Raw genomic sequence first — 22,455 nt, 5'->3', positions numbered from 1 at the left:
GCTGGATTGCGGGTGCCCGAAGGATCTGAATGGCTTGAACTGGGACAAACCCGTCGTTCCGATGCCACAGGCTCAGCGTCAGCTCTTGCCGGAAGCCGACGTTCAGCGCCTGTTCGTGTGGCGTGGCGTTATGACTTGAAGTGGGTCGGGAGCAGACTGGGCGCTGCCCCCAACCCATCATGTGCATCAGATCAGAAGTCCATCGGCGGCGTGGCCGCAGCCCGGTCTTCCTTCGGCGCTTCGGTCACGATCGCTTCGGTCGTGATCAGCAGGCCCGCTACGGACGCCGCATCCTGCAGCGCGGTGCGCACGACCTTGGCCGGATCGATCACGCCCGCTGCCACCATATCCTCATAGGTGCCGGTGGCTGCGTTAAAGCCGCGCGAATATTCGTTGGCCTCGAGCAGCTTGCCGACGATGAACGCGCCGTCCTCGCCCGCGTTCTCCGCAATCTGGCGGGCAGGCGCGCGCAAAGCCCGGCGGACGATGTCGATGCCCGACTGCTGGTCGTCATTGGCAGCCTTCAGCCCTTCGAGCGACTTGATGGCGCGCAGCAGCGCGATGCCGCCGCCGGGCAGGATGCCTTCCTCGACCGCAGCACGCGTCGCGTGGAGCGCGTCGTCCACCCGGTCCTTCTTCTCCTTGACCTCGACCTCAGTCGCGCCGCCAACGCGGATCACCGCCACGCCGCCAGCGAGCTTGGCGACGCGCTCCTGCAGCTTCTCGCGATCATAGTCGCTGGTCGTGGTCTCGATCTGCGCGCGGATCTGCGCCACGCGGCCGTCGATGTCGCTGCGCTGTCCGGCGCCGTCGACGATCGTCGTGTTGTCCTTGTCGATGATGACCTTCTTGGCGCGGCCGAGCATCGGGATGGTGACATTCTCCAGCTTGGTGCCGAGCTCTTCGCTGACCACATTGCCGCCGGTGAGGATGGCGATATCCTCGAGCATCGCCTTGCGACGATCGCCGAAGCCGGGCGCCTTCACGGCCGCGACCTTGAGGCCACCGCGCAGCCGGTTGACCACCAGCGTCGCCAGCGCCTCACCTTCGACATCCTCGGCGACGATCAGCAGCGGACGGCCCGACTGCACCACCTGTTCGAGCAGCGGGATCATCGGTGCGAGGTTGGACAGCTTCTTCTCGTGGATGAGGATATAGGGCTCTTCCAGCTCGACCCGCAGCTTTTCGGCATTGGTCACGAAATAGGGCGAGAGATAGCCGCGATCGAACTGCATGCCCTCGACGGTCTCGAGTTCGGTCTCGAGGCTCTTGGCTTCCTCGACCGTGATCACGCCTTCATTGCCGACCTTGTCCATGGCTTCGGCGAGGATACGGCCGACCTCCTGATCGCCATTGGCCGAGATGGTCGCGACCTGCGCGATCTCGCTGTTCGATACAACCTTCTTGGCATGCGATTCGAGATCGGCGACCACGGTCCTGACCGCCAGGTCGATGCCGCGCTTGAGGTCCATCGGGTTCATGCCCGCACCGACGGCCTTGGCGCCCTCGCGCACGATGGCCTGGGCCAGCACGGTGGCGGTGGTGGTGCCGTCGCCGGCCTTGTCATTCTGCTTGCTGGCGACCTCGCGCAGCATCTGCGCGCCCATGTTCTCGAACTTGTCCTTGAGCTCGATTTCCTTGGCGACGGTCACGCCGTCCTTGGTGATGCGCGGCGCGCCGAAGCTCTTTTCGATCACCACATTGCGGCCCTTGGGACCCAGGGTTACCTTGACCGCATTGGCCAGGATATCGACGCCGCGCAGCATCCGGGCGCGTGCGTCTTCTGCGAACACTACTTCCTTGGCAGCCATGATGGCCTACCTCCTTTTTCCAGATTTCGGTTGAACAAATGGAAATGACGACGGGAAAGGTCAGGCCGCCTGTTTCAGCTCGGCCACGGTCTCGACCACGCCCAGGATGTCGCTCTCCTTCATGATGAGCAGATCCTCGCCGTCGATCTTGACCTCGGTGCCCGACCATTTGCCGAACAGGATGCGATCGCCCGGCTTGACCGCCAGCGCGATCAGCTCGCCCTTGTCGGTACGGCTGCCCGGGCCGGTGGCGACCACTTCGCCTTCCTGCGGCTTTTCCTTGGCAGTGTCGGGAATGATGATGCCGCCGGCCGTCTTCTCATCGGCCTCGATACGGCGAACCAGCACGCGATCGTGCAAGGGACGGAAATGCATGCATAACCTCCAATTGCAAAAACGTTGATGGAAAGCCTCCCCCGGAGACTCCAGCAGGAGGCGAGCGGCAAAATTGTAAGCCTGTCCGGGCAGTTCAAGAGGGCCGCTCAAAATTTCAGCACTCGCCGCGAGCGAGTGCCAGCAAATTACATCATATCAATGGGATAGAAGGGATTTGCGCTGCAAGCGTCCTTGACACGGCCCGCTGTTCGAAAGAAATATGCCCACGATTTTCGTCCCTATTCGCAAAGGCCATCTGATCAGCATCGGGAGAACGCATCATGGCAGGAGATCAGGATTTTCGGTTGCAGCTTCTGGGCTACAGCCTGACGACCGTGGAGATCGCCTATTATCTGCCCGATCATCCCTCGCTGCTGCAGCTGTTCGTCTGGCAGCAATATGACGAAGCACCCGAATATCCCGGGCTGCGCCGCTTTCTCGATACGTGGCGGCGCGATATCGAGGCGGTCCTGCATTCGGTGACCATCGCCAACGACCGCAATATGGGGCCGCGCACCTGGAGACCAACCGACGCTGTCCGCTGCATTCAATAACGGCAGCGAACCGATGCGGTGCAGGGCCAGCATCGGACGCCCAGCCGACGACTTCTCGCCAATCGAGAAGGCGATGCTGCAGGCTTTGGTCACGTAACCAGCATTAGATGACAAATTGGTCCGTCCGCTTTCACGGAAGTGGCTTCCAGACGGGGGACGAACTGCTGCCCACTCGGCGACGGTCACGAGCGGGGTCGACGCGCGACCGAGAAACCTCAACGACTACTTCTGGCGAAACCAGACATTGACCGCAGCGGCCGGGAGTGACCGAGGTTGGGTCGGTACGGGCCCGACTGGGTCTACACCCTCCCGCCTATGGACCGTTCTTCAAATGGCCAACCCGGCCATAGGAGAATGACCATGGAAATGACTGAATCTCAGACCGTTGCGACCAAACGTCAGGTCTGGAATGCCGGACGAACCGTCGGTGCGAAGCGTGCACTAAAGCCAAAGCAAATATGGCAGATCCGGTTCTACCTCAATCAGAACCGTCGCCTGCGAGATCGTGCACTGCTTGACCTCGCGATCGATAGCAAGCTTCGCGGCTGCGACTTGGTAAGGATGAAAATTGGAGACATCGTGAGCGGCGGACAGATCCGGACGCGCGCAATCGTAATGCAGCAGAAAACAAGTCGCCCGGTTCAGTTCGAATTGCTTGCGGACGCACGAGCGAGTTTGCTGACATGGCTCGAACGCCGAGGCGGTACGGTCGAAGACTATGTGTTTCCGAGCCGCGTCGATCGTGATCGTCATCTCAGCACGCGCCAGTATGAGCGGCTTGTAGATGATTGGGTTACGGCGGTCGGCCTGATGCGAAGCGAGTACGGTACTCATTCGCTTCGGCGCACAAAGGCGTCGATAATCTACAGGGCGACCGGCAACCTGCGCGCTGTCCAGATCCTTCTCGGTCACTGCAAGATCGAGAATACCGTACGCTATCTCGGGATCGACGTGGAAGACGCACTAGCCCTTGCCGAAAACACAGAAATTTGAATGATCAGCTCCTCGTCGCCGGCGGGGAGCTGGCCATACGGCCTTGGGACAAACCCGCCTGTCCAAAGCACACCCTCGCATGACCCGTGACGCCAAAAGCGGGCGTCGCTGCCAACATCAGCAAATCACCCAGCCAGAATAGATCGAACGTCAGAATAGAGACCTGCAGCAGAAGCACATCAGGGCAATGTGCCGGGAGGGCATGGTCTGCCCACCCGGCCATCGGTTTCGTCAGAACAGCGTTTCGGTGAAGAAGGGCAGCTTCTCCTGGCTCACATTCACAGCGTTGAAATCGCTCACGCCCAGCAGTGTCACCGACCCGCCGAACGACAATGTCAGTTCGAGATCGTTCACGCCATCGCGGTTCACGTCGCGCACGCGGGTGCGCACAATGTCGACACCGCTGTCGAGCAGGATCGAATCTTCCGCCGTGTTGAAGTCCATGATGGTATCGTTGCCCGCGAGGAAGCTGAACGAGAAGCTGTCACGTCCTGCGCCGCCGGTCAGCGTGTCGTTGCCGCCATCGCCCGACAGCCGGTCATCTCCCGTGCCGCCGTCGAGCAGGTCGTTGCCCAGACCGCCCGAGAGCTGGTCATTGCCTTCGCCGCCGAACAGCCTGTCGTTGCCGATGCCGCCCCACAGTTCGTCATGCCCGCCAAGACCGTTGAGCGTGTCATTGCCGGTCAGGCCGTAGAGCGTGTCTTCGCCTGCCGTGCCGTTGAGCATGTCGGAGAAGATCGAGCCATAGCGGGTCACGCCATCGGCGATGCCGGTGACCCGAACCTCGACCGTTGCGGTGCTGGTGAGGCCGCCAGCATCGCGCACGGTATAGGTGAAGCGGTCGGTGACGACCTCGCCGGGAGCCAGCGCGTCGAAGCTGTCATCGTCGGCGACATAGCGCAGGCTCTTCGATACGGGGTCGAAGACGAGGGTGCCCAAGGTTTGGCTGTCATTGACCGCCGAGATGGTCAGCGTGCTGCCAGCATCGTGATCGGTGTCATTGCCCAGCAGCAGCGACCACAGATTGTCGGTGGTTCCATCCTCGTTGACCGAGACCGTATCGTTGGCCGCCACCGGCGCTTCGTTGACGTCGGTGACACCGATGGTGAACGCCTTTTCGGTGCTGAGGCCGCCCTGATCGGTGACCTTGGCAGTGATCGCGAGGGAAGGGGTTGCCTCAAAATCGAAGGCGGCGGTGGTGGTGATGACGCCTGTCACCGCGTCGACGACGAAGCGGCCGCCGGCATTGTCGACCAGCTCATAGAGCAGCGTATCGCTGGCGCGGTCGGTGGCGCTGAGCGTGCCGACGACCGTTCCGGCGGCGCTGTTCTCTGCCACGCTGGCATTGCCGAGCACCAGATTGGTCGGTGCTGCATTAGGCAGCGGCAGAAGGAAGGAGGCGAGCAGCGGATCGTGATCGGACACGCGGTTCGGGCCTGCGGCCTGTTCGGAATTGATGTGCACGGCATCGACGATGATGTTTTCCAGCAGTCCCGGCGTCACCAGAAAATTGTCGAGCGCCTGGGCGTTGCCGCCGAAATAATAGGTGTAGCGCTCTGCCTCGGGCAGCTCGCGCAGGATATTGGACAGGATGCCGCCTTGCTCGAGCAGTTCGAGCGACTCTTCGAAATAGAAGCCGTTGAAATCGCCCAGCACGGCGATGTTCGCGCCGGGATTGTTGCTGAGGATATTGGTCACATAGGCGCGAATTGCCTCGGACTGGGCAATCCGCGCGCCTTCCCCGGCATTCACTGGCGGCTGCTGGGCGCCGAACAGCGGGCTGCTGCCGCCGCGCGAGGTCGAATGGACGTTGATCGCGGTGATCGTCTGTTCATTGAAGGTGAAGGTCGCGGCCAGCGGTGAGCGGCTGTTGTTGAATGCCGCACCGGGCACCAGCGTGGCGCTGCCCTCGACATAATCGACGCGGTTGACCTGATAGAGATAGCCGTTGCGGATGTTGCCATTGGGCTCGCCCCCTGTGGTGTTGGGCGCGCTCGGGGCGACTTCGACATAGGCATATTGCGGACCACCGGCGGCGTTGATCGCCTCGATGATCAGATTGGCGGTGACGGTGCCCGAAAGGTTCGATCCGCTGCCCGCGCCATCGGCATCCTGGATTTCCTGCAGCGCGATGATGTCCGGCGCACGCAGGTTGAACACGATGTCACTGGCGAGCAGGTTGAACTTTACCGCCCCATCGCTGGGGTCGAGATTTTCGACATTGTAGGTGGCAATGGTCAGCCGGTCGGGCGTGCTGAACAGAGTAGTCGTCTCGCGTGTGAGCGGACCGGCATCGGTGGTCACGGTCACCGCCTCGGTGACCTGCAGTTCGTAGGTCTGGAAATTGTAGCTGATGATGCCCGTGACGTTCGAAAGCACGTCGCCCTGCGTGTAATCGGGGCGGAAGCCGGCAAAAAGGTTGGCATTGTCGTCGATCTGGATCCGTTCCGGATTATAGTCGTCGACATTGTTGGCATCGCCCGAGATGGTGATGCCGCCACGGCTGTTGACGCCGGTTGCCCCGGTACCGCCCGAGGCAACGACGAAGGTCTCGCCGAACTCGTTGGTGTTGCCCGTCACCAGCGGCGCTTCGATGGTCACGCGCATGCCTTCGAGCGATTCGTAGAAATCGGCGGCGTCGTTCTGCGGGTCATAGGTCTGGAAATTGTCGTCATCGAAAACCGCGCTCGGGGGCAGCACGCCGCCGGCGCCCGTGCCGATCAGCGTCGCGGCGGGCAGCGCGTTGCCGGTCGAAATGAGCGTCGCCGCCGACTGGTTGATCTGGGTGATGGTGAGGTTGGTGGTGTTGTTGCCGGGCAGGAATTCGGCGACCGTGCCGCGCACCTCGACCGAATCGCCGACGCTGCGGCCCGGCGCGCCGTTGGTGGACACGAACACCGCATCCGAGGTGCGGGCATCGCCGTCGCCAGCTGCGTCCTGCAGATAATAGCCATTGGCATCGACTGCGGTAACGATACCGCGCGTGATGACCGTCTGGCCGACATATTCGGAACGATGGCCGAGGCCCTGGATGGTGTAGATCGCGAGGTCCACCGGATCGTCGTTGGTGATCGTGCCGGTGGCGCTGCCATCGATGATCGTCGCGTTGCTGGCATTGGCCAGCGTCACGCTCAGCGTTTCGTTCAGTTCAGCCAGTGTGTCGCCCTGGATGGGGACGACGATCTGCTGGCTGCTGACGCCGGGCGCGAAGGTCAGCGTGCCCGAGAGCACGGCACCGCTGCCGAGGTCCGCAGCATTCGCGGTGCCGTCGAGGTTGATCGTGTAATCGACCGTCGTGGTGAGGCCGCTGGCCCCGGCGCGGCGCACGGTGAAGACGAGGTTCCGGGTGCCCGCATCGCCCTCGACCACCGACGTGTCGAGGATGCGCAATTCACCGGGGGCATTGGGCGAGAGGAAGCTCTGGCCGGTGTTGGCAGCCGCATTGGTGCTCGTCTGCGCAGGCGCCCAGACGAAGTCCTCGTAGCTCGACCCCGTTCCGGTCAGCTGAAGCGACGTGCCGATAGCATCGCCATCCTGTGCCACGCCGATATCGGTGCTGGTGAGCCCGGCAGCTGGGCCGTTGGTTGCGGTGAACGTGCCCTCGTAGGACAGGAACTGAACGACACGGCCCAGATTGTCGACCAGGGCAAACCCGTCCGGAGCGCCGTTCTGGATTCCCGGTGCGGGGAAGGACAGCGTGCCAAAGCCGTTGCTCTGGTCCGGAATAATGCCGCTCAGTGCGATGCCGTTCGCTGATCCGCCCGTCGCCGCATAGGCGACACCGCCATTGCCATTGTACAGCACGATGCGCCAGCCAGCGAGGTTGGTGCCGGCGACGCCCGCAACCTCGATGGCCTCGTTTACATCGCCACCGGCGTTGTCATAGTGAAGCTCGTTCACGAACACATTGGCGATCGGCGCGGGCGCGATATCGTCGTTAGCGATGGTGCCGGTCGCGGTCGCGGTGCCGATCTGGGTGCCCATATTGGCGTTCGACAGGGTGATGGTGAAGGTCTCGTCGGGCTCGACCACGGTGTCGCCCAGAACATCGAGCGTGATCACGTCGACCCACTCGCCATCAACCAGCGTGACGCGGCCGACAAAGGCGCTGCCCGATACGAAGTCGGCGGCATCGGCATTGCCGAAATTGACCGTGTAATTCGCCGATGCCTCGCCGCTGCCGCTGCCGGTGCGGGTCACTTCGAAACGGATCTGGGTGGTGCCGCTATTGCCTTCGGTGACACTTGCATTGGCGATCGAGAGCGTGGCCGGCTGCGGCGAGGCATCGTCATTGATGATCGTGCCGGTAGCCGTGGCAGTTCCGATAGATCCAGCGGTGGTTCTGGTCAGCGTGACCTCGAAGGTCTCGTCGCCTTCGAACAGCGAATCATTGGTGACCGCCACGCGGATTGCGCGCTGGGTTTCGCCATCGGCGAAGCTGATGGTGCCGGCCGTGGCGTTGAAATCGGCCCCGGCAGTCGCAGTGACACCAGCAAGCGTATAGCTCACCGTCGCCGCGCCGCTGCTGCCACCGGTGCGGGTGACCAGCAGGTCGACAAAGCCTTGCTCTTCGCTGGCCGATGCCGATGCGACGGAGAATGTGCCCGGATTGGCTGCCTGGCCGATCGGGGTGATCGAGAAATCGTCGATGCCAAGACCGTCATCGGCACCGGTGGCGTCCGAATCCACCCAGCGGATCCAGAAGGTGGCACCGGCGGGAATGCCGGCCAGAATGTCGTAGGTGGCAGAAACGGCGGTGCGATTGGCCGCCGCGTTGCCGTCGAGCGCGCCAAGCGCTCCTGCCGTGACCGGCGAGCTGAAGTCGAGCGCATTGACGTCGATCCAGGTCCCGGTGGTCAGGCTGGTTGCGTCGAAGCTGATCTGGAAATCGAGCCGGTCGGCCCGGCCTGCGGTGCCCAGACGCCACTGTTCGCCGGTATAGGCGAACTGCAGCGAGGAAATGACGGCGCCGGTGTCGTTGGTGAACTGCGCGCCGATGGTGGGGGCGTTGGTGCCGCTGCGCAGCGAACCCAGCGCGCGGTCCGTGCTGCCGGCGGCTCCAAAGCTATAGGTATCCCCGGCATTGCCCGAGCCATTCCCGGCCGCATATTGGCCGTTCACCGTCGCGCTGGTGCCCGATTCGCTGATGAACCAGCCGCTGGGCAGCGCGCTGCTGGTGCCGGAATTCGCCAGCGTGTCAAAATTCTGGTTCAAGGCGGTGCCAAGGGTGGTCAGGCTGGGCATGGATGTTTCCTCTTCTGGCGGGCAGGCGCGCCCTTTTGCGGGGGTGAGCCCCCGAGGCCGCGCTGGCCTAGAGAACCTGCATGACGCTTCCGTGAAAATCTAATGAGATAGGCGAAATTTCTGTGGACGAACGCTGTCGCCTGTCCCTTTTTAGGACATTTCCTGGTTGTCATGAAATCGCCATCGAATTGCGCCAACGCGCCCCACTAGTCGGCGGCACCCTGGCTCCGTACGACCTCAAGCTGCGAGGGTTTGCATTGCGCGTGTTTCTGGCATCAGGGCTGATCGGGCTGGTTCTGACCGGACAGCCAGCCTGTGCCCAGCCGACAGCGCTGCCTATCCCCGAATCGGATCCGCTCGCGATCGACATGGATTCGGATCCGCTGCTCGCGCTCGAGCGGCAGGATGGCGGGCTGGCTGCGTTCAAGCAGCGCCTGCAGGAGGCCGCCACGGAAAGCCCGGCGATTGCCGAGGCCGAGGCCCGCAATCTGGAAGCCGTGGCCGGGCGCAGGCTGGCCAAGACCGGTCAATTGCCCGCAGGCGAACTCTCCATCTCCAGCTTCCGCACGCTCAGCCGCGAATTCTCCAACGATCCGCAGAACATCATCGAACGCTCGCGCGCGCGCCAGCGAACCGACGCGCTGATCTCGCTCACCCAGCCGCTGATCGATTTCGGCGCCAGCGGCGACCGAATTGCCGCAGCCGAGGAGCGCGTGACGAGCAGCGAGGCGCGCTTTACCGGCGTGGCCGAGGATGTCGGCCTGCGCGCGATTTCCGCCTGGTACGATCTGTTCGCCGCGCGCACGCTGGTGGCTTTGGGCGAGGCGCTCGACGCCAGCCACGTCTCGCTCGGCGAGGCGATCGATCAGCGCATCGCGCAAGGGGTGTCGGCCCGCGCCGACCGTATCCGCATCGACGGGACGATCGCGGCGGCGCGCGCACGGCTCGCTGGTTTCCGCAGGGCCGAGGCCGGGGCGATCGCGCGCTTTGCCGAACTGCTCGGCCCTCCCCCCGAGCGGATCGAACGCGCGCCATTGCCGCTGCCGATCCGCGTTCCCGATGCCGAAAGCATCGCCCAGGCAATCGAAACGACGCCCGCCGTGCGCGCGGTCGAGGCCGAAGCCAAGGCCTCTCGCCGCGATGCCGAGGCGCTGCGCGCCGACCTGCTCCCCACCATCTCGGCCAGCGTCGATGCGGGGCGCTATGGCGTGTTCGAGACCGATATCGACTATGACGTGCGCGCGCGGCTCAACGTGCGGCTGCGGCTGTTCGGCGGCGGCGATGCCCGCGCCGACCAGGCCGCCGCGCGCGCAATGGCGGATGGTGCCCGAGCCGACCGGGTGCGCGACGAGGCGCTGCGCGAGGCGAGCATCGCTGCCTCGGACGTCCGCGCGCTCGAGGAGCAACTGGTCGCGCTGCGCAACAATTACGTTGCCGCGCGCATATCGCGCGATGTGCTGACCGAGCGGTTCCGCGTCGCGCGCGGATCGCTGTTCGACGTGCTGAGCGCCGAGGATGCGTTCTTCACCACCGCGACCGCCTATATCCAGGGGATTGTCGATCTCGACCTTGCGCGCTACGTGCTGCTCGCGCGCACCGGCGGGTTGCTCCCGGCCCTGGGGCTGGACCGGCTCTCGCCGACCACCTGGGAGGCCGTCCGGTGACTATCGTCGAACGCCCGCCGCGCTTTGCCCGCTGGCTGACCGAGCCGATGCAGCGCAACCGCGCGATCTATGCCAAGGTTGCGCTCGCCGCGACGGTGATCAACCTGTTCGGCATCGTCACCTCCTTGTTCACGATGACGGTCTATGACCGCGTGCTGCCGAACAATGCGACGTCCTCGCTGATCGCGCTGACCATCGGCCTTGCGATCGTGGTGATCTTCGATTTCGTGCTGCGGAACCTGCGCGCCTATTTCGCCGATATCGCCGGCGCGAGAATCGACGAGGAGATCGGCGATACTGTGTTCCGGCGGCTGCTCGCGATCCGCATGGACGTACGCTCAGGCTCGACCGGATCGCTCGCCGCGATGATGCGCGAGCTCGAAAGCCTGCGCGACTTCTTTGCCTCGATGACGCTGACCGCGCTGGTGGACCTGCCGTTCATCCTGGTGACGCTTGCTGTCATCGCGATCATCGGAGGACCGCTGGTCTTCGTGCCACTTCTGATGGTGCCGCTGGTGATCATCGTCTCGCTGCTCGCCCAACCCGCGCTCGACCGGCTCTCGGCGCGCGCCATGCAGCAGGCGCAGCTCAAGCAGGCTGTACTGGTCGAGGCGATCGGCGGTCTGGAGACGGTCAAGGCGAATAACGCCGCGCCGCTGCTGAACGCGCGCTGGCAGGCGGCGATGGAAAAGCACTCGCAGATATCGCTTAATCAGCGGCTGGTCTCGACCTTCGCGGTCAATATCGCAGTGATCGCCAACACCATTTCCTATGCCGGTGTGGTCGTCGCGGGGGTGGGTATGATCGCCAGCCAGAACCTGACCATGGGCGGACTGATCGCCTGTTCGATCCTCGCGGGCCGCGCGGTCGCGCCGCTAGGCCAGATCGCGCAGCTGATGACGCGGCTGACCCAGGCGCGAACCGCCTATGCCCAAATTAACGGCTTGCTCGAGCATCCGCCCGAGGGTCCGGCACAGACGGCGATCGTGCCCAGGGTGACCGGACAGATAGAGCTGCGCAAGGTCAGCTTCCGCTATCCCGGCCAGGCCGAGGCGGCGCTGAGCGATGTGTCGTTGCGCATCCGCCCGGGGGAGAAGGTCGCGATCCTGGGCCGCATGGGATCGGGCAAGTCGACCATCGCGCGAATGATCATGGGGCTTTACGCGCCTGCCGACGGGCTGGTGCTGATCGATGGCACCGACATGAAGCAGATCGACCCCGCCGCCTATCGCGCGCGGATCGGCGTGGCGCTGCAGGAGAGCGTGCTGCTGAGCGGCAGCATCCGCGACAATATCGTGCTGGGCCGCGAGACCATCGACGATGCCGAGATGCTGCGCGCGGCACAGGTCTCTGGCGCGCACGATTTCATCGGGGTGATGGCAAATGGCTATGACCTTGTGCTCGCCGACCGAGGCGAGAGCCTGTCAGGCGGTCAGCGTCAGGCGATTGCGATGGCGCGCGCGCTCACCGGATCGCCGCCGCTGCTGGTGTTCGACGAGCCGACCAGCGCCATGGACGTGCAGACCGAGGCGCGGCTCATCAAGCGGCTTGCGGTCGAACTGGCCGATCGTACGTTGCTGCTCATCACCCATCGCCCGCCGATGCTGCGGCTGGTGGATCGCGTCATCATCATGGACGGCGGCCGGATCGTCGCCGATGGCCCGCGCGACGAGGTGCTGAACAAGGCGGGGGCGGTTGCCGGGGCGTCGGGCACCGTCCAACCGGTACGCGCGGTGTAAGCATGGACGATACGAGAATCGAACACCGGCTCGACCGGCTGCGCCCGGCCAGCGCCTCCAACCTGCTGCTCTGGGCGATCCTGGCGTTCATCGCGGTGTTCGTCCTATGGGCGGCGTTCACTGAGATCGACCGCACCGTTCGTGGCGAAGGCCGGGTGGTGCCGAGCTCGCGGCTGCAGGTGATCTCGAATCTCGAAGGCGGGCTGATCGCGCAGATCCTGGTGCGCGGCGGCATGGAGGTGAAGGCAGGCCAGGCGCTGCTCAAGCTCGACCCGACCCAGACCCGCGCCGAATTGGGCAGCAACAGCGCCGCCACCGCTGCACTCTCGGCGAAGATCGCGCGGCTGGAGGCTGAGCTGGACGGCCGGGAGCCGGTCTATCCCGCCGGAGCTGATGCGGCGCAAGTGCGGATCGAGCGCGCGCTGCATGACGCGCGCATGGCAGAGCTGGCCAGCCTGCTCGCCGGGGCCGGGGCGCGCCAGGCGCAGGCGAGCCGCGCCGTCTTGGAATCGCAGTCGATGCTCGCTGCCCGCCAGTCGGCGCGCGAGGCAGCTGCGAGCCAGCTCGAGATGATCCGCCCGCTGGTCGAGCGCGGCATCGAACCGCGCTTGGCGCTGGTTCAGGCGCAGAATGCCGCGCGCATTTCTGCAAGCGAAGCGCTGGCGCAGACCGAGGCACTGGGCCGTGCGCGCGCTGCCGCATCGGAGGCGGCGGCCGAGGCTAACCGCGTCCGCCAGGAATGGCGCGCCCGGGCCGCAACCGAATTGGCGGGCGTCCAGGCCGAGCTTGCGGCGCGGACTCCTTCCACTCCGGCGCTGGCGGATCGGGTGCTGCGCACGACCGTGCGCGCACCGGTTGCCGGTCGCATCAACCGCGTTCTGGTGACCACCATTGGCGGCAGCGTCGCGCCGGGCCAGCCACTGGTCGAGCTCGTGCCGCTACGAGACCAGCTGCAGATCGAGGCGCGCATCCGCCCGCAGGATATCGGCAGCGTCCACATCAACCAGCGCGCGAAGGTAGACGTTACCGCCTATGATTCCGCGATCTACGGCTCGCTCGAGGGTAAGGTCGCCAGCATATCGCCCGATGCGGTGATCGACGAACGTACCGGCGAATCCTTCTATCTCGTCCGTGTCGTGACCAGCGCCGCCGCGCTGACCGACAAGAGCGGCAGGAAGCTCCCGATCGGTTCGGGCATGGTCGCCTCGGTCAGCCTGCTCGGCGACAAGCGCAGCGTGCTGAGCTACATCCTGACCCCCATCACGAGGCTAACCGATGAGGCGTTTCGCGAATAAGCTGTTGCAAGCTCGGCAGAATGGAGGCTGATCGGCGTCAAGCATTGCCAGATGCGCTCGTTCACAGTGCAATCAGGTGACCGCTCTGGGGCAGCATTTGACGAGTGCGGGCAGTGTGACAGCCGCCTTGAATCATAGACTATGGGTCGCATGTCCCCGGGAGCGGAGTGCTGGTTCCGGATCGGTTGCTGCCGCAAGGCAGACGTCGCATTTTGGGACAAACATGCCTATCCAACGCGCTGCGTTAGATGACCGGTTACGCCAAAAAGCAGCCATCCTTCGGAGGGCGCCAGTTGCTGCCTGACCATTGTCTTCGTTCGATACCTATCGCTGCAGATATCACGATCAGCGCAACTGGCTGTCCTTGCTGCCTCGCCGGTTGATCCCTGCGATGCGCCTCTGACGGTCGCGTTTCGACTGGCAATTTATGCAGGTGCGGGTGCCAGGCAGCGCTTCGCGCCGCGCCTCCGGGATGTCCTCGCCGCAGACCTCGCAATATTCCGAGCCTTCGCCAACCGGCAACCGGGCCCGTGCGTTGAGCACGGCGTCCTTGACCGTATCGTCGATCTGATCCTGGATTGCGCCGTCCCGCGCCCAGCCATTGGCCATCGTAACATCTCCTGATCAACGGTCTACGCACCGACCGCCGACCGGCTCCAGCTGGCATTTCGCGGCAAGGCTCGGGCCATGTTCCGAACGGCGCCGTTATCCCGATACTCCGGGTTCGGCCGCGCTGACCGAGAGCGAATGCGAAAGGAAAAAGGCTACCATTGCGCGCGATGCATCAGGGCCGCTGGCATCGGTGTAGCTTCCGGCAGCGTTGCCGCCCGACCAGGCATGGCCGGCGCCATGGACGGTCCATTGCTCGATCTGGACATCGCCATCGGCGGTGCTGTGCCTCGCGCGGGTGTAGGTCCGCCCCGCCAGCTTGTCGCCACGGTCCTGCGTTATAGTGAGCGGCCTATCGGCCTGGCCGGCCGCATGGGCAACGATGTGCGTGCTGTTGATCGCATGGACGGTGGAATCGCTGTCTCCGTGAAAGGTGATCACCGGAACGAAACGGCCGGTCCGATTTCCGTGTTTCGTCTGCCGGGACCCGTCCCGCATCGCCGAAAAAGCCGACATCATGTCCGTGGCCGCACCGCATGCCAGTCCGGAGTGGATGCCGACGGCGGCATAGACGTCCGGATAGGCCGATGCCAGAATCGCAGCCGCTGCGCCGCCCGCCGACAATCCGGCGACATAGACCCGGCTCGCGTCTGCGTCGTGCTCTGCAACGATCTGGCGGGTGAGCGCCGCAATCTGGGCGGGCTCTCCCGTATCGCGCTGCTGGTCGCCAGGTTTGAACCAGTTCCAGCACCGCGCGATGTTCGCCGAGCTGGGCTGGCCCGGATAGGCGACGATGAAGCCCAGTTCCTCGGCCAGCAGGTTCATTCCCGTTCCGCGGGCGAAGTCGGCGGGCGTCTGGCTGCAGCCGTGCAGCATGACCACCAGCGGCAGCCCGCGTGAAGGCCGCGCCGGCAGGTACAACGCATAGCCGAGCGCACCGGCCTGGCCGGCAGGTTCGTGTTCGACAAAGCTGCCGATGCCCGGCGCGACGGGGGACCGCGCGGCTTTGCCGGGCTTTGGCTGCGCTTTCGGTCGGGTGTCCGGCTGTCGCTTCGTGCCGGGCGCCGGGAGCGCGAGCGGAGCGGCGGACAAACCGCGCAGCATGGTTTCAGCGCTAGCGGCACTGGCATCGCTCCGCGCCATCCCGTGCCTCTGCGGCGATGCCGACAGCGTGGACTGGATCAGCCGTGTGGCAGCACCGAGCTTGCCCGCGCGGGTAAGCCGCAAGGCTTCGGCCATGGCAGGCCTCATCTTTGTCATGACGTTCGCAATCATTAATGGTGGGATGGGGCGCCTGTCTGATTCTCGGTCAGATCAGGCAGCAAGATGACGGTCGATATCGCAAAAGGTTGCTGGCTGTGCCGCCATTCCAGGTCTTGAATCTATCCCGGTCGCCTGCCGTTAACCCGCCAACCCCATCGCCGGGCGTGCGAAGACGTTGGCACCGACCCGATAGCCATGCCCGTTTTCACCGACTCCGCGTTCCAGCGATGCGCCCAGCTCAGCGCTCAACCTGTTCAAAAGCGCGCTTCCTTCATGGGCGACAACCTCGGGGAGAAAGTCGGTTCCGTCGTTCTCGACGATGAGCGACAGTCCTGTCTCCCGGTTCTTGAGCGCCACGCGAATTGTACCTCCCTGTCCATGGGGGTAGCCATATTTGAGTGCGTTGATGATCAGCTCGCTGCAGATCAGGATCAGGGCGCGGCGCATATCGGGCACCATCGCCACCGTGTCGGCATCGACAGAAACCGCGATATCCCGCGCCGTGCCGAAAATCTCGGCCAGGCCTACCGCGATCGTTGCCAGAAGCGGTACGCAAGGCACCGGGTCAGACTTGCCGCAATCCGTTCCCAGCGCCTCATAGGCTCGCGCCAGGTTGCGCGTCTTGACGAGCAGTTCGTCAGGGAGCCAGCGGCGTGATGGATGCTCGGCAACGTTGGCAAGCGATCCGGCCAACTGCGCCATGTTCCGGGCACGATGAACCGCATCGGCACGCCATAGCGAAGCATGTTCAATTGGCGTGGAACTGGCCTGGCTGTGCGACAATCGGTCAGAGGCGAACAGCCGCAAGATCATCTCTTCCATTGCGACCTTGCCAGCCTTCTCACCAACCGCTGGGGATATGCTCATGTGAGTCAAATTCATCAGAATGCTCCAGCCTGGAGGTTTGCTTGCCTGCATTGCACAAGCCGTCATTTGGAAGGGCGATCGAGATCAGTCCGGAGGTGATTTCTCCCTGAACTCCGCATCGACCGCAAAGCTGGCGGAAATCGCCTGCAGCAGCTTCAGCGATTCCTGCATCCGGCCACGCGACTCGCCAGCCTGCTCGGCAACTTCGATCTTCACCTCGCAAGTCGTCTCGATCACCGAAAGTGCGCCAGCGACGGACAGGGTTTCTGTCTCGACCAGAGCGTGGAGGATGCTCTCTGCAAGCAACAGGGCCGCCTGGCCGTGCGCATCCGGTTCGGAACGCGGTTCGTGGGGGACGAGCGGCACGGCGTCAGTTGGAACATTGGTCATGATTGGGCCGATGCAAAGCCAGGCGGGAGCGATCGTTGATGCTCTCTGCTACCGGCGCCTGGGATAGCGTACCGACAGTAGGTGGCGTATACGCCCGTTGTCCGAGGGCAAACACAATCGAGGTTAAGGTCGCCAAAGATCAATTCTGCTACCTCAAGGCCGGGAGCACAGTCATGGCCAATGCCTTTACCAATCGCCTCAGTGGTTATGCGCCGCTGAACGACGCGGATGTCGGCCTTCTTGCTGATGCTTGCCGCAACGTTCGCGATCTGCCCGCCGGTCATCACCTGATCATGGAAGGGGATAACCCGGATCCGGTGTTTGTGATGCTCGATGGCTGGGCATGCGGGTACAAGATGCTGCCTGATGGCGGCAGACAGATTCTCGCGTTCATGTTGCCAGGCGATTTCTGTGACATCCATATCGCTGTGCTCAGGGCAATCGACCACAGCTTCGTGACGATCACGCCAGCCCGCGTGGCGCTGCTGCCTCGCGCCCAGATGGAAGCCTTGGTCGAGATAGGGCCAACGATAACGAGGGCATTCTGGTGGTCCCAGCTGGTCGACCAGAGCGTGTTGCGGGCCTGGATTGTCAGCATGGGGCGTCGCACGGCGAGGGAACGGATAGCCCATCTGATGTGCGAACTCTACATCCGGATGCGCAACATCGGCCTGGCGAATGACGCAAATTGCAACATGCCGCTGACCCAGCTGGTCATCGCCGATGCGGTCGGCCTGACCCCCGTGCATGTCAATCGCGTCCTCAAGTCGCTGCGGGTGGAAAAGGTCATGGAGCTGAGTGCAGGCTCGCTCACCATCCTTGATCCCGTCCAGCTCGCAGAGATTGCAGGCTTTGACGGCAACTATCTGCACAGGCGCCTGAGAAAAGCTGACTGAAGCGATCAGCTCTGATGCAACGCGCATCCTTTCACTTCGGACGTTGAAGCAAAGATCATCGGTTTTCCGCCGGGCGCTCTACAACTGTCATTTTCATGGAGAACGGCGAATTCTGGGAGAATGCGCTGGAGCGGACCGGTGTGGCATGCGAGGACATTCTCGCAAAAATCCGCGAAAGCAATTTGCGGCGGCTCAGCGCGGTGAGAATCGTGGTTATGAAGAACACCGCGATTTTCCGGTCCTAAATGATGCAGAGGCAGATTACAGAATCCTGACGGGCGTCCGCCATGTGTAGCGCAAGATTTGGGTGAAACCTGGCGTTGGACGACTGAGCCATTCTGGGATATACATTGCCTCTCATGAATGGCCGGGCCGGATGCCGCTTTTTCAAATTTTCCACGAAGGCGTTCGGGGTCGGCAGGTTAAGCCAAAGTGTTTGGCTGCTTTCAGCTGGGCCTGACATTGGCTGGCTTTAAAGGCAACGTCTACTTGTGGGTCGCTATCGGACGACCTTTTATGCCGCCGCCAATGGACACTGTCCGAAGGGGAATTGGAAGACAACCCAGCGCAGCGACGACACATCATTCGTCCGCAAACAAGGGGCTATGTGCTTCAGGACACGATCCGATTTTGTGGTGAGTTCCGCTCAGATCGAGCCATTTCGACTCATTTGGCACATCGTGGCGATGGTGTCCGGAGATGCGCCTTCAACAGGATTTATGTCGGGCATAACCTGTGGATGACTTGCAAACCCCATTGCACTTTAAGGCGGTACGAATCCACGCTCCTGACGTGGCCACCTGAGGATACCACGACGATGGCCAAGTTGTTTTCGATTCGCAGACTTACGTAAATAATTTCAAATAGTTAGGCTGGCTTCAAGAGCTGGCTGGGGTGGCAGGATTCGAACCTGCGAATGCCGGTACCAAAAACCGGTGCCTTACCACTTGGCGACACCCCAGTGCGTTGCTGGCCAATGCGTTGCTGGCCAATGCCGTGCTGTCCGTGGCTGCCGGGCGAGGGGCCGGGGCAGCGCGGGAGCGGCCTATATACGGAAAAGCGCGGTCCCGCCAAGCGCCTTTTTGGAGCGCGCGGCGGCGCGTGCGGGCTTAGCCGATGCGGTGGACCCAGCCGTGCGGATCGGCCGCATCGCCGCGCTGGATCGATACCAGCGCCGAGCGCAGGCTGGCCGTTACCGGGCCAGACTGGTTGCCGCCGATGGTGAAGCTGCCGTCCGGCCATTTGACCGTGCCGACCGGCGTCACCACCGCCGCGGTGCCGCAGGCAAAGGTCTCGCGCAGCTTGCCGCTCTGAGCATCGGCCTGCCATTGGTCGATCGAATAGGGCTCCTCGCGCACCGTAAGCCCCTGTGCACGCGCGAGGTCGATGATCGAGTTGCGCGTGATGCCGGGCAGGATCGTGCCGGTCAGCGGCGGGGTGATGATGCTGCCATCGTCGAACACGAAGAACAGGTTCATCCCGCCCAGTTCCTCGACCCATCTGTGCTCGGCCGCATCGAGGAACACCACCTGGTCGCAGCCTTGCGCGGTCGCTTCGGCCTGGGCGACGAGGCTGGCCGCATAATTGCCGCCGCACTTGGCCGCACCCGTACCGCCGGGGGCGGCGCGGGTATAATGCTGCGACACCCAGATTGTCACCGGCGCGATGCCGCCCTTGAAATAGGCCCCCACAGGCGAGGCGATGGTGATGAACAGATACTGCTTGGCCGGGCGCACGCCGAGGAACACCTCGCTCGCGAACATGAACGGACGCAGGTACAGCGCGCCGCCCTCGACCTTGGGGAACCATTCGGAATCGATCCGCACCAGCTGCTCGACCGATTCGACGAACAGATCCTCGGGGACATGCGGCATCGCCATGCGCGTGGCGGATTCGTTGAAGCGGCGCGCATTGGCATCGGGGCGGAACAGCGCGGTGCTGCCGTCGGACAGCTTATAGGCCTTCATCCCCTCGAAGATTTCCTGCGCATAATGCAGCACCGACGAGGCCGGGTCCATCGGGATCGGCGCACGCGCGGTCACCTTCGCCTCGTACCAGCCACCCTTTTCCTCGTCATAGCGCACCACGACCATGTGATCGGTGAACAGCTTGCCGAAGCCGGGATCGACCAGAGCCGCATCGCGCGCATCGGCGGGGGTCGGGTTGGTTGTCGGCTCGATCGCGAAAGGCAGCATGGCATCCCCTCAAAGGCGCAAGGATTGAAAATGGTGGTCTGCGTCCCGACGGCTGGCCTTGCTGCAACGCGGGCTTGCCAAGACCTAATCGGGCTGGCAATCAAGGTCAACATGCCTGTCCCATCTTCCCCCTCGGCTTCCGCGCTTTTCCTGCGCGAGGATGAAATCCGCCATGGCGTGGAGCTGCTGTTCTTCGGCTATACGCGGCTGACCAAGTCGATCGACGACCATCTCGCCAAGCAGGGCCTGGGCCGCGCGCATCACCGCGCGCTCTATTTCATCGCGCGCAACCCGGACCTGACGGTGAGCCAGCTGTTGCGCGCACTCGCGATCACCAAGCAGTCGCTTGGCCGGGTGCTGACCGAGCTGCAACGCCGCGACCTGATCGAGACGCGCAGCGGCGAGACCGACCGGCGGCAGAAGCTGCTGAGGCTCACCCCGGCGGGTGCGACGCTCGAGGCGGAGCTGTTCGATGCCCTGCGCAGCCGCCTGTCCCAGGCCTATCGCCGCGCGGGCCAGGATTCGGTCACCGGCTTCTGGCGGGTGCTCGAAGGGCTGGTGCCCGATGCCGACCGCGTGCTGCTGGCAGAACTGGGGAACGATCGCCGCCCCGGCTGATTGTTCGCACTGACAGCAATGTCAGCATTTCTGCTTTGCTAATGGTATCGGTTATGCAATCAAGTGGGCAACGATAAGCAGGCAGGAGCGGGAAGAGGTCATGGCGACGATGCGCAGCGTGGTGCTCAAGGCGCCGATCGACGGGCTGCCACAGCCGGATGACTTCGCGATCGTCGAACGCACCATTCCCACGCTCGAGGACCAGCAATTCCTGATCGAACATCGCATCGCCTCGGTCGATCCGGGCGTGCGATCGCGGCTGCACGCCACCGGGGCGAGCTATGCCCCGCCGATCCCGCCGGGCGGCACGATGGACGGTTTCATGGTCGGCATGGTGACCGAAAGCCGCAACGATCGCTTCCCGGTCGGCACCTGGGTGACCGGCAGCGGCGGCTGGACGACGCATTCGATTTCCAACGGGCGCGGCTATGTGATGCCCATCGCCGACAATGGCCTGCCGCGCACGCTGTGGCTGGGCGTGCTGGGCATTCCCGGCATGACGAGCTGGTTCGGCATGAAACGCGTGGGCGAATTTCGCGAAGGCGCGCATGTGCTGATCAGCTCGGCGGCCGGCGTGGTCGGCGCGACCGCGGGGCAGCTCGCGCGCGCCTGGGGCGCGGCGAGCGTTACGGGCATCGCGGGCGGACGCGAGAAATGCGACTGGCTGGTCGAGACCTGCGGGTTCGATGCGGCGATCGACTACAAGGCCGTGGACGATCTTGGCGCGTCGATCGCGGCGGCCTGTCCCAAGGGTGTCGACATTTTCTTCGACAATGTCGGCAATGCGATGATCGACACGGTGCTGCCCTTGATGCGGCTGCATGGCCGGATCGTGATGTCGGGCCAGGTCGCGGATTACAACGTGCCGCAGGGCGAGCGCGTTGGCATCACCAATACCGGCGAGATGATCGCCAAGCGGCTGACGATGCGCGGCATCCTGGTGTTCGACGACATTCCGCAATTTGCCGAGGCTCAGTCCACGATGGGGCAGATGATCCGCGATGGGCAGCTCATCTATCGCGAGGAGCTGTATGACGGGCTCGAGGCAATGCCAGAGGCGTTTTGCGGGCTGTTTACCGGCGCGAGCTTCGGGCGGCGGCTGGTGCGTTTGGGAGATATCGGATGAGCCACGAATTCCGCATCGAGGACCAGGTTTACACGCGCTTCACCTTCGAGCGCGAGGGCAGGGTGCTGAGAGCGTTCATCACCTCGGACCATCCCGTGAACGGTGTCGACGGCCCGATGCACGACGAACTGGCGCGGGTGTTCACCGATCTGCAGCGCGATAGCGAGAGCGACATCATCGTGCTGGCCGCCAAGGGCAGGGCGTTCTGCGCGGGCGGCGATTTCCAGTGGTTCCAGCAGCAGATCGACGATCCGGCGAGCTTCCGCGCCATCGCCTGGGATGCCAAGCGCATCGTCTCGAGCCTGCTGGAGATGGAAAAGCCGATCTTGTGCCGCCTCAACGGCGCGGCGGCGGGGCTGGGCGCGACGATCGCGCTGCTGTGCGATATAATCGTCGCCGACGAAAAGGCGGTGATCGGCGACCCGCATGTCAAGGTCGGCCTGGTCGCGGGCGATGGCGGTGCGTTGATCTGGCCGCAGCTGATCGGCTATGCCAGGGCCAAGGAACTGCTGATGACCGGCGACATGCTGAGCGCGGCGGAAGCGAAGGACCTGGGCCTGATCAACCATGCGGTGCCGGGCGATCAGCTCGATGCGAAGCTGGGCGAGATCATCGCCAAGCTGCAGGGCAATCCCAAATGGGCGGTGCGCTGGACCAAGAGCGTGACCAACATCCCGCTGCGCGCGCTCGCCGCGCAGATGATGGATGCGGCGATCGGCTGGGAGAGCGTGAGCAATTATCTGGGCGATCGGCGCGAGGCGGTGGCGGCGATGGCCGAGAAGCGCGCGCCAAAGCTGACGGGGGAGTGAGATGAAA

The 22,455-nt window shown here is 63.8% G+C and carries 17 protein-coding genes and 1 tRNA gene; 9 read left to right on the top strand and 9 right to left on the bottom strand.

Annotation, left to right across the window (positions count from 1 at the left end; genetic code table 11):
• Positions 1-191 precede the first annotated feature (191 nt).
• Both groL and groES read right to left on the bottom strand, forming a co-directional pair.
• Complete coding sequence (gene groL / locus FG486_RS03950) at positions 192-1,811, bottom strand: chaperonin GroEL (RefSeq protein ID WP_181266507.1); 1,620 nt, start codon at positions 1,809-1,811, stop codon at positions 192-194.
• Positions 1,812-1,871: 60 nt separating this feature from the next.
• Complete coding sequence (gene groES / locus FG486_RS03945; protein WP_066282806.1) at positions 1,872-2,186, bottom strand: co-chaperone GroES; 315 nt, start codon at positions 2,184-2,186, stop codon at positions 1,872-1,874.
• A 281-nt stretch (positions 2,187-2,467) separates the two neighbouring features.
• Between groES and FG486_RS03940 the strand changes: the two genes are divergently transcribed.
• A complete protein-coding gene (locus tag FG486_RS03940) occupies positions 2,468-2,740 on the top strand; it encodes a protein usg (RefSeq protein WP_066114524.1) in 273 nt (90 codons plus the stop codon).
• Positions 2,741-3,100: 360 nt separating this feature from the next.
• A complete protein-coding gene (locus FG486_RS03935; protein ID WP_181266506.1) occupies positions 3,101-3,733 on the top strand; it encodes a tyrosine-type recombinase/integrase in 633 nt (210 codons plus the stop codon).
• Positions 3,734-3,964: 231 nt separating this feature from the next.
• Here the strand turns inward: FG486_RS03935 and FG486_RS03930 are convergent, their stop codons facing one another.
• On the bottom strand, positions 3,965-8,977 hold the full coding sequence (locus FG486_RS03930) for a Calx-beta domain-containing protein (protein ID WP_181266505.1): 5,013 nt from the start codon (positions 8,975-8,977) through the stop codon (positions 3,965-3,967).
• A 263-nt stretch (positions 8,978-9,240) separates the two neighbouring features.
• Between FG486_RS03930 and FG486_RS03925 the strand changes: the two genes are divergently transcribed.
• Genes FG486_RS03925 through FG486_RS03915 form a run of 3 tightly spaced genes read left to right on the top strand, consistent with a single transcriptional unit; the run spans position 9,241 to position 13,675 of the window.
• A complete protein-coding gene (locus tag FG486_RS03925) occupies positions 9,241-10,641 on the top strand; it encodes a TolC family protein (protein WP_181266504.1) in 1,401 nt (466 codons plus the stop codon).
• Positions 10,642-10,688: 47 nt separating this feature from the next.
• The gene (locus FG486_RS03920) at positions 10,689-12,380 is read left to right on the top strand and encodes a type I secretion system permease/ATPase (protein WP_194249852.1); all 1,692 of its coding nucleotides are present in this window, start codon (positions 10,689-10,691) and stop codon (positions 12,378-12,380) included.
• 2 nt (positions 12,381-12,382) lie between these two features.
• A complete protein-coding gene (locus FG486_RS03915; protein ID WP_181266502.1) occupies positions 12,383-13,675 on the top strand; it encodes an HlyD family type I secretion periplasmic adaptor subunit in 1,293 nt (430 codons plus the stop codon).
• A 345-nt stretch (positions 13,676-14,020) separates the two neighbouring features.
• On the opposite strand, the gene FG486_RS03910 is transcribed toward FG486_RS03915, so the two are convergent.
• From FG486_RS03910 to FG486_RS03895, 4 genes are all read right to left on the bottom strand, one after another.
• Positions 14,021-14,284 carry a DksA/TraR family C4-type zinc finger protein gene (locus FG486_RS03910; RefSeq protein ID WP_181266501.1) on the bottom strand — a complete coding sequence of 88 codons (264 nt, stop codon included), beginning with the start codon at positions 14,282-14,284 and terminating at the stop codon, positions 14,021-14,023.
• A gap of 96 nt (positions 14,285-14,380) precedes the next feature.
• Complete coding sequence (locus tag FG486_RS03905; RefSeq protein WP_181266500.1) at positions 14,381-15,544, bottom strand: extracellular catalytic domain type 1 short-chain-length polyhydroxyalkanoate depolymerase; 1,164 nt, start codon at positions 15,542-15,544, stop codon at positions 14,381-14,383.
• A gap of 141 nt (positions 15,545-15,685) precedes the next feature.
• A complete protein-coding gene (locus FG486_RS03900; RefSeq protein WP_171007740.1) occupies positions 15,686-16,429 on the bottom strand; it encodes an ATP-binding protein in 744 nt (247 codons plus the stop codon).
• A 69-nt stretch (positions 16,430-16,498) separates the two neighbouring features.
• Positions 16,499-16,804, bottom strand: a complete 306-nt coding sequence (locus tag FG486_RS03895) for a hypothetical protein (protein WP_181266499.1) — start codon at positions 16,802-16,804, stop codon at positions 16,499-16,501.
• A 173-nt stretch (positions 16,805-16,977) separates the two neighbouring features.
• Here FG486_RS03895 and FG486_RS03890 point away from each other — a divergent pair, with 173 nt between their 5' ends.
• Positions 16,978-17,700 (top strand): Crp/Fnr family transcriptional regulator, encoded by a 723-nt coding sequence (locus FG486_RS03890; RefSeq protein WP_231750212.1) that lies wholly within the window; start codon positions 16,978-16,980, stop codon positions 17,698-17,700.
• Between the two features lie 886 nt (positions 17,701-18,586).
• Here FG486_RS03890 and FG486_RS03885 read toward each other — a convergent pair.
• Positions 18,587-18,661, bottom strand: a tRNA-Gln gene (locus FG486_RS03885).
• A gap of 148 nt (positions 18,662-18,809) precedes the next feature.
• On the bottom strand, positions 18,810-19,895 hold the full coding sequence (locus tag FG486_RS03880) for a branched-chain amino acid aminotransferase (protein WP_181266498.1): 1,086 nt from the start codon (positions 19,893-19,895) through the stop codon (positions 18,810-18,812).
• A 111-nt stretch (positions 19,896-20,006) separates the two neighbouring features.
• On the opposite strand from FG486_RS03880, the gene FG486_RS03875 reads away from it, so the two are divergent.
• From FG486_RS03875 to FG486_RS03865, 3 genes are all read left to right on the top strand, one after another.
• Entirely contained in the window at positions 20,007-20,513 is a 507-nt protein-coding gene (locus FG486_RS03875; RefSeq protein WP_066285164.1) for a MarR family winged helix-turn-helix transcriptional regulator, read from the top strand.
• Positions 20,514-20,613: 100 nt separating this feature from the next.
• Positions 20,614-21,639 carry an NADP-dependent oxidoreductase gene (locus FG486_RS03870; protein ID WP_241695571.1) on the top strand — a complete coding sequence of 342 codons (1,026 nt, stop codon included), beginning with the start codon at positions 20,614-20,616 and terminating at the stop codon, positions 21,637-21,639.
• The gene (locus tag FG486_RS03865) at positions 21,636-22,448 is read left to right on the top strand and encodes an enoyl-CoA hydratase/isomerase family protein (RefSeq protein WP_181266497.1); all 813 of its coding nucleotides are present in this window, start codon (positions 21,636-21,638) and stop codon (positions 22,446-22,448) included. Before FG486_RS03870 ends, FG486_RS03865 begins: the two co-directional genes overlap by 4 nt.
• Positions 22,449-22,455: the final 7 nt, after the last annotated feature.

Origin of the sequence: Blastomonas ursincola, assembly GCF_013607875.1 — a bacterium.
Lineage (GTDB): Bacteria > Pseudomonadota > Alphaproteobacteria > Sphingomonadales > Sphingomonadaceae > Blastomonas > Blastomonas ursincola.
This window is presented reverse-complemented; position numbering and strand designations above follow the sequence as displayed.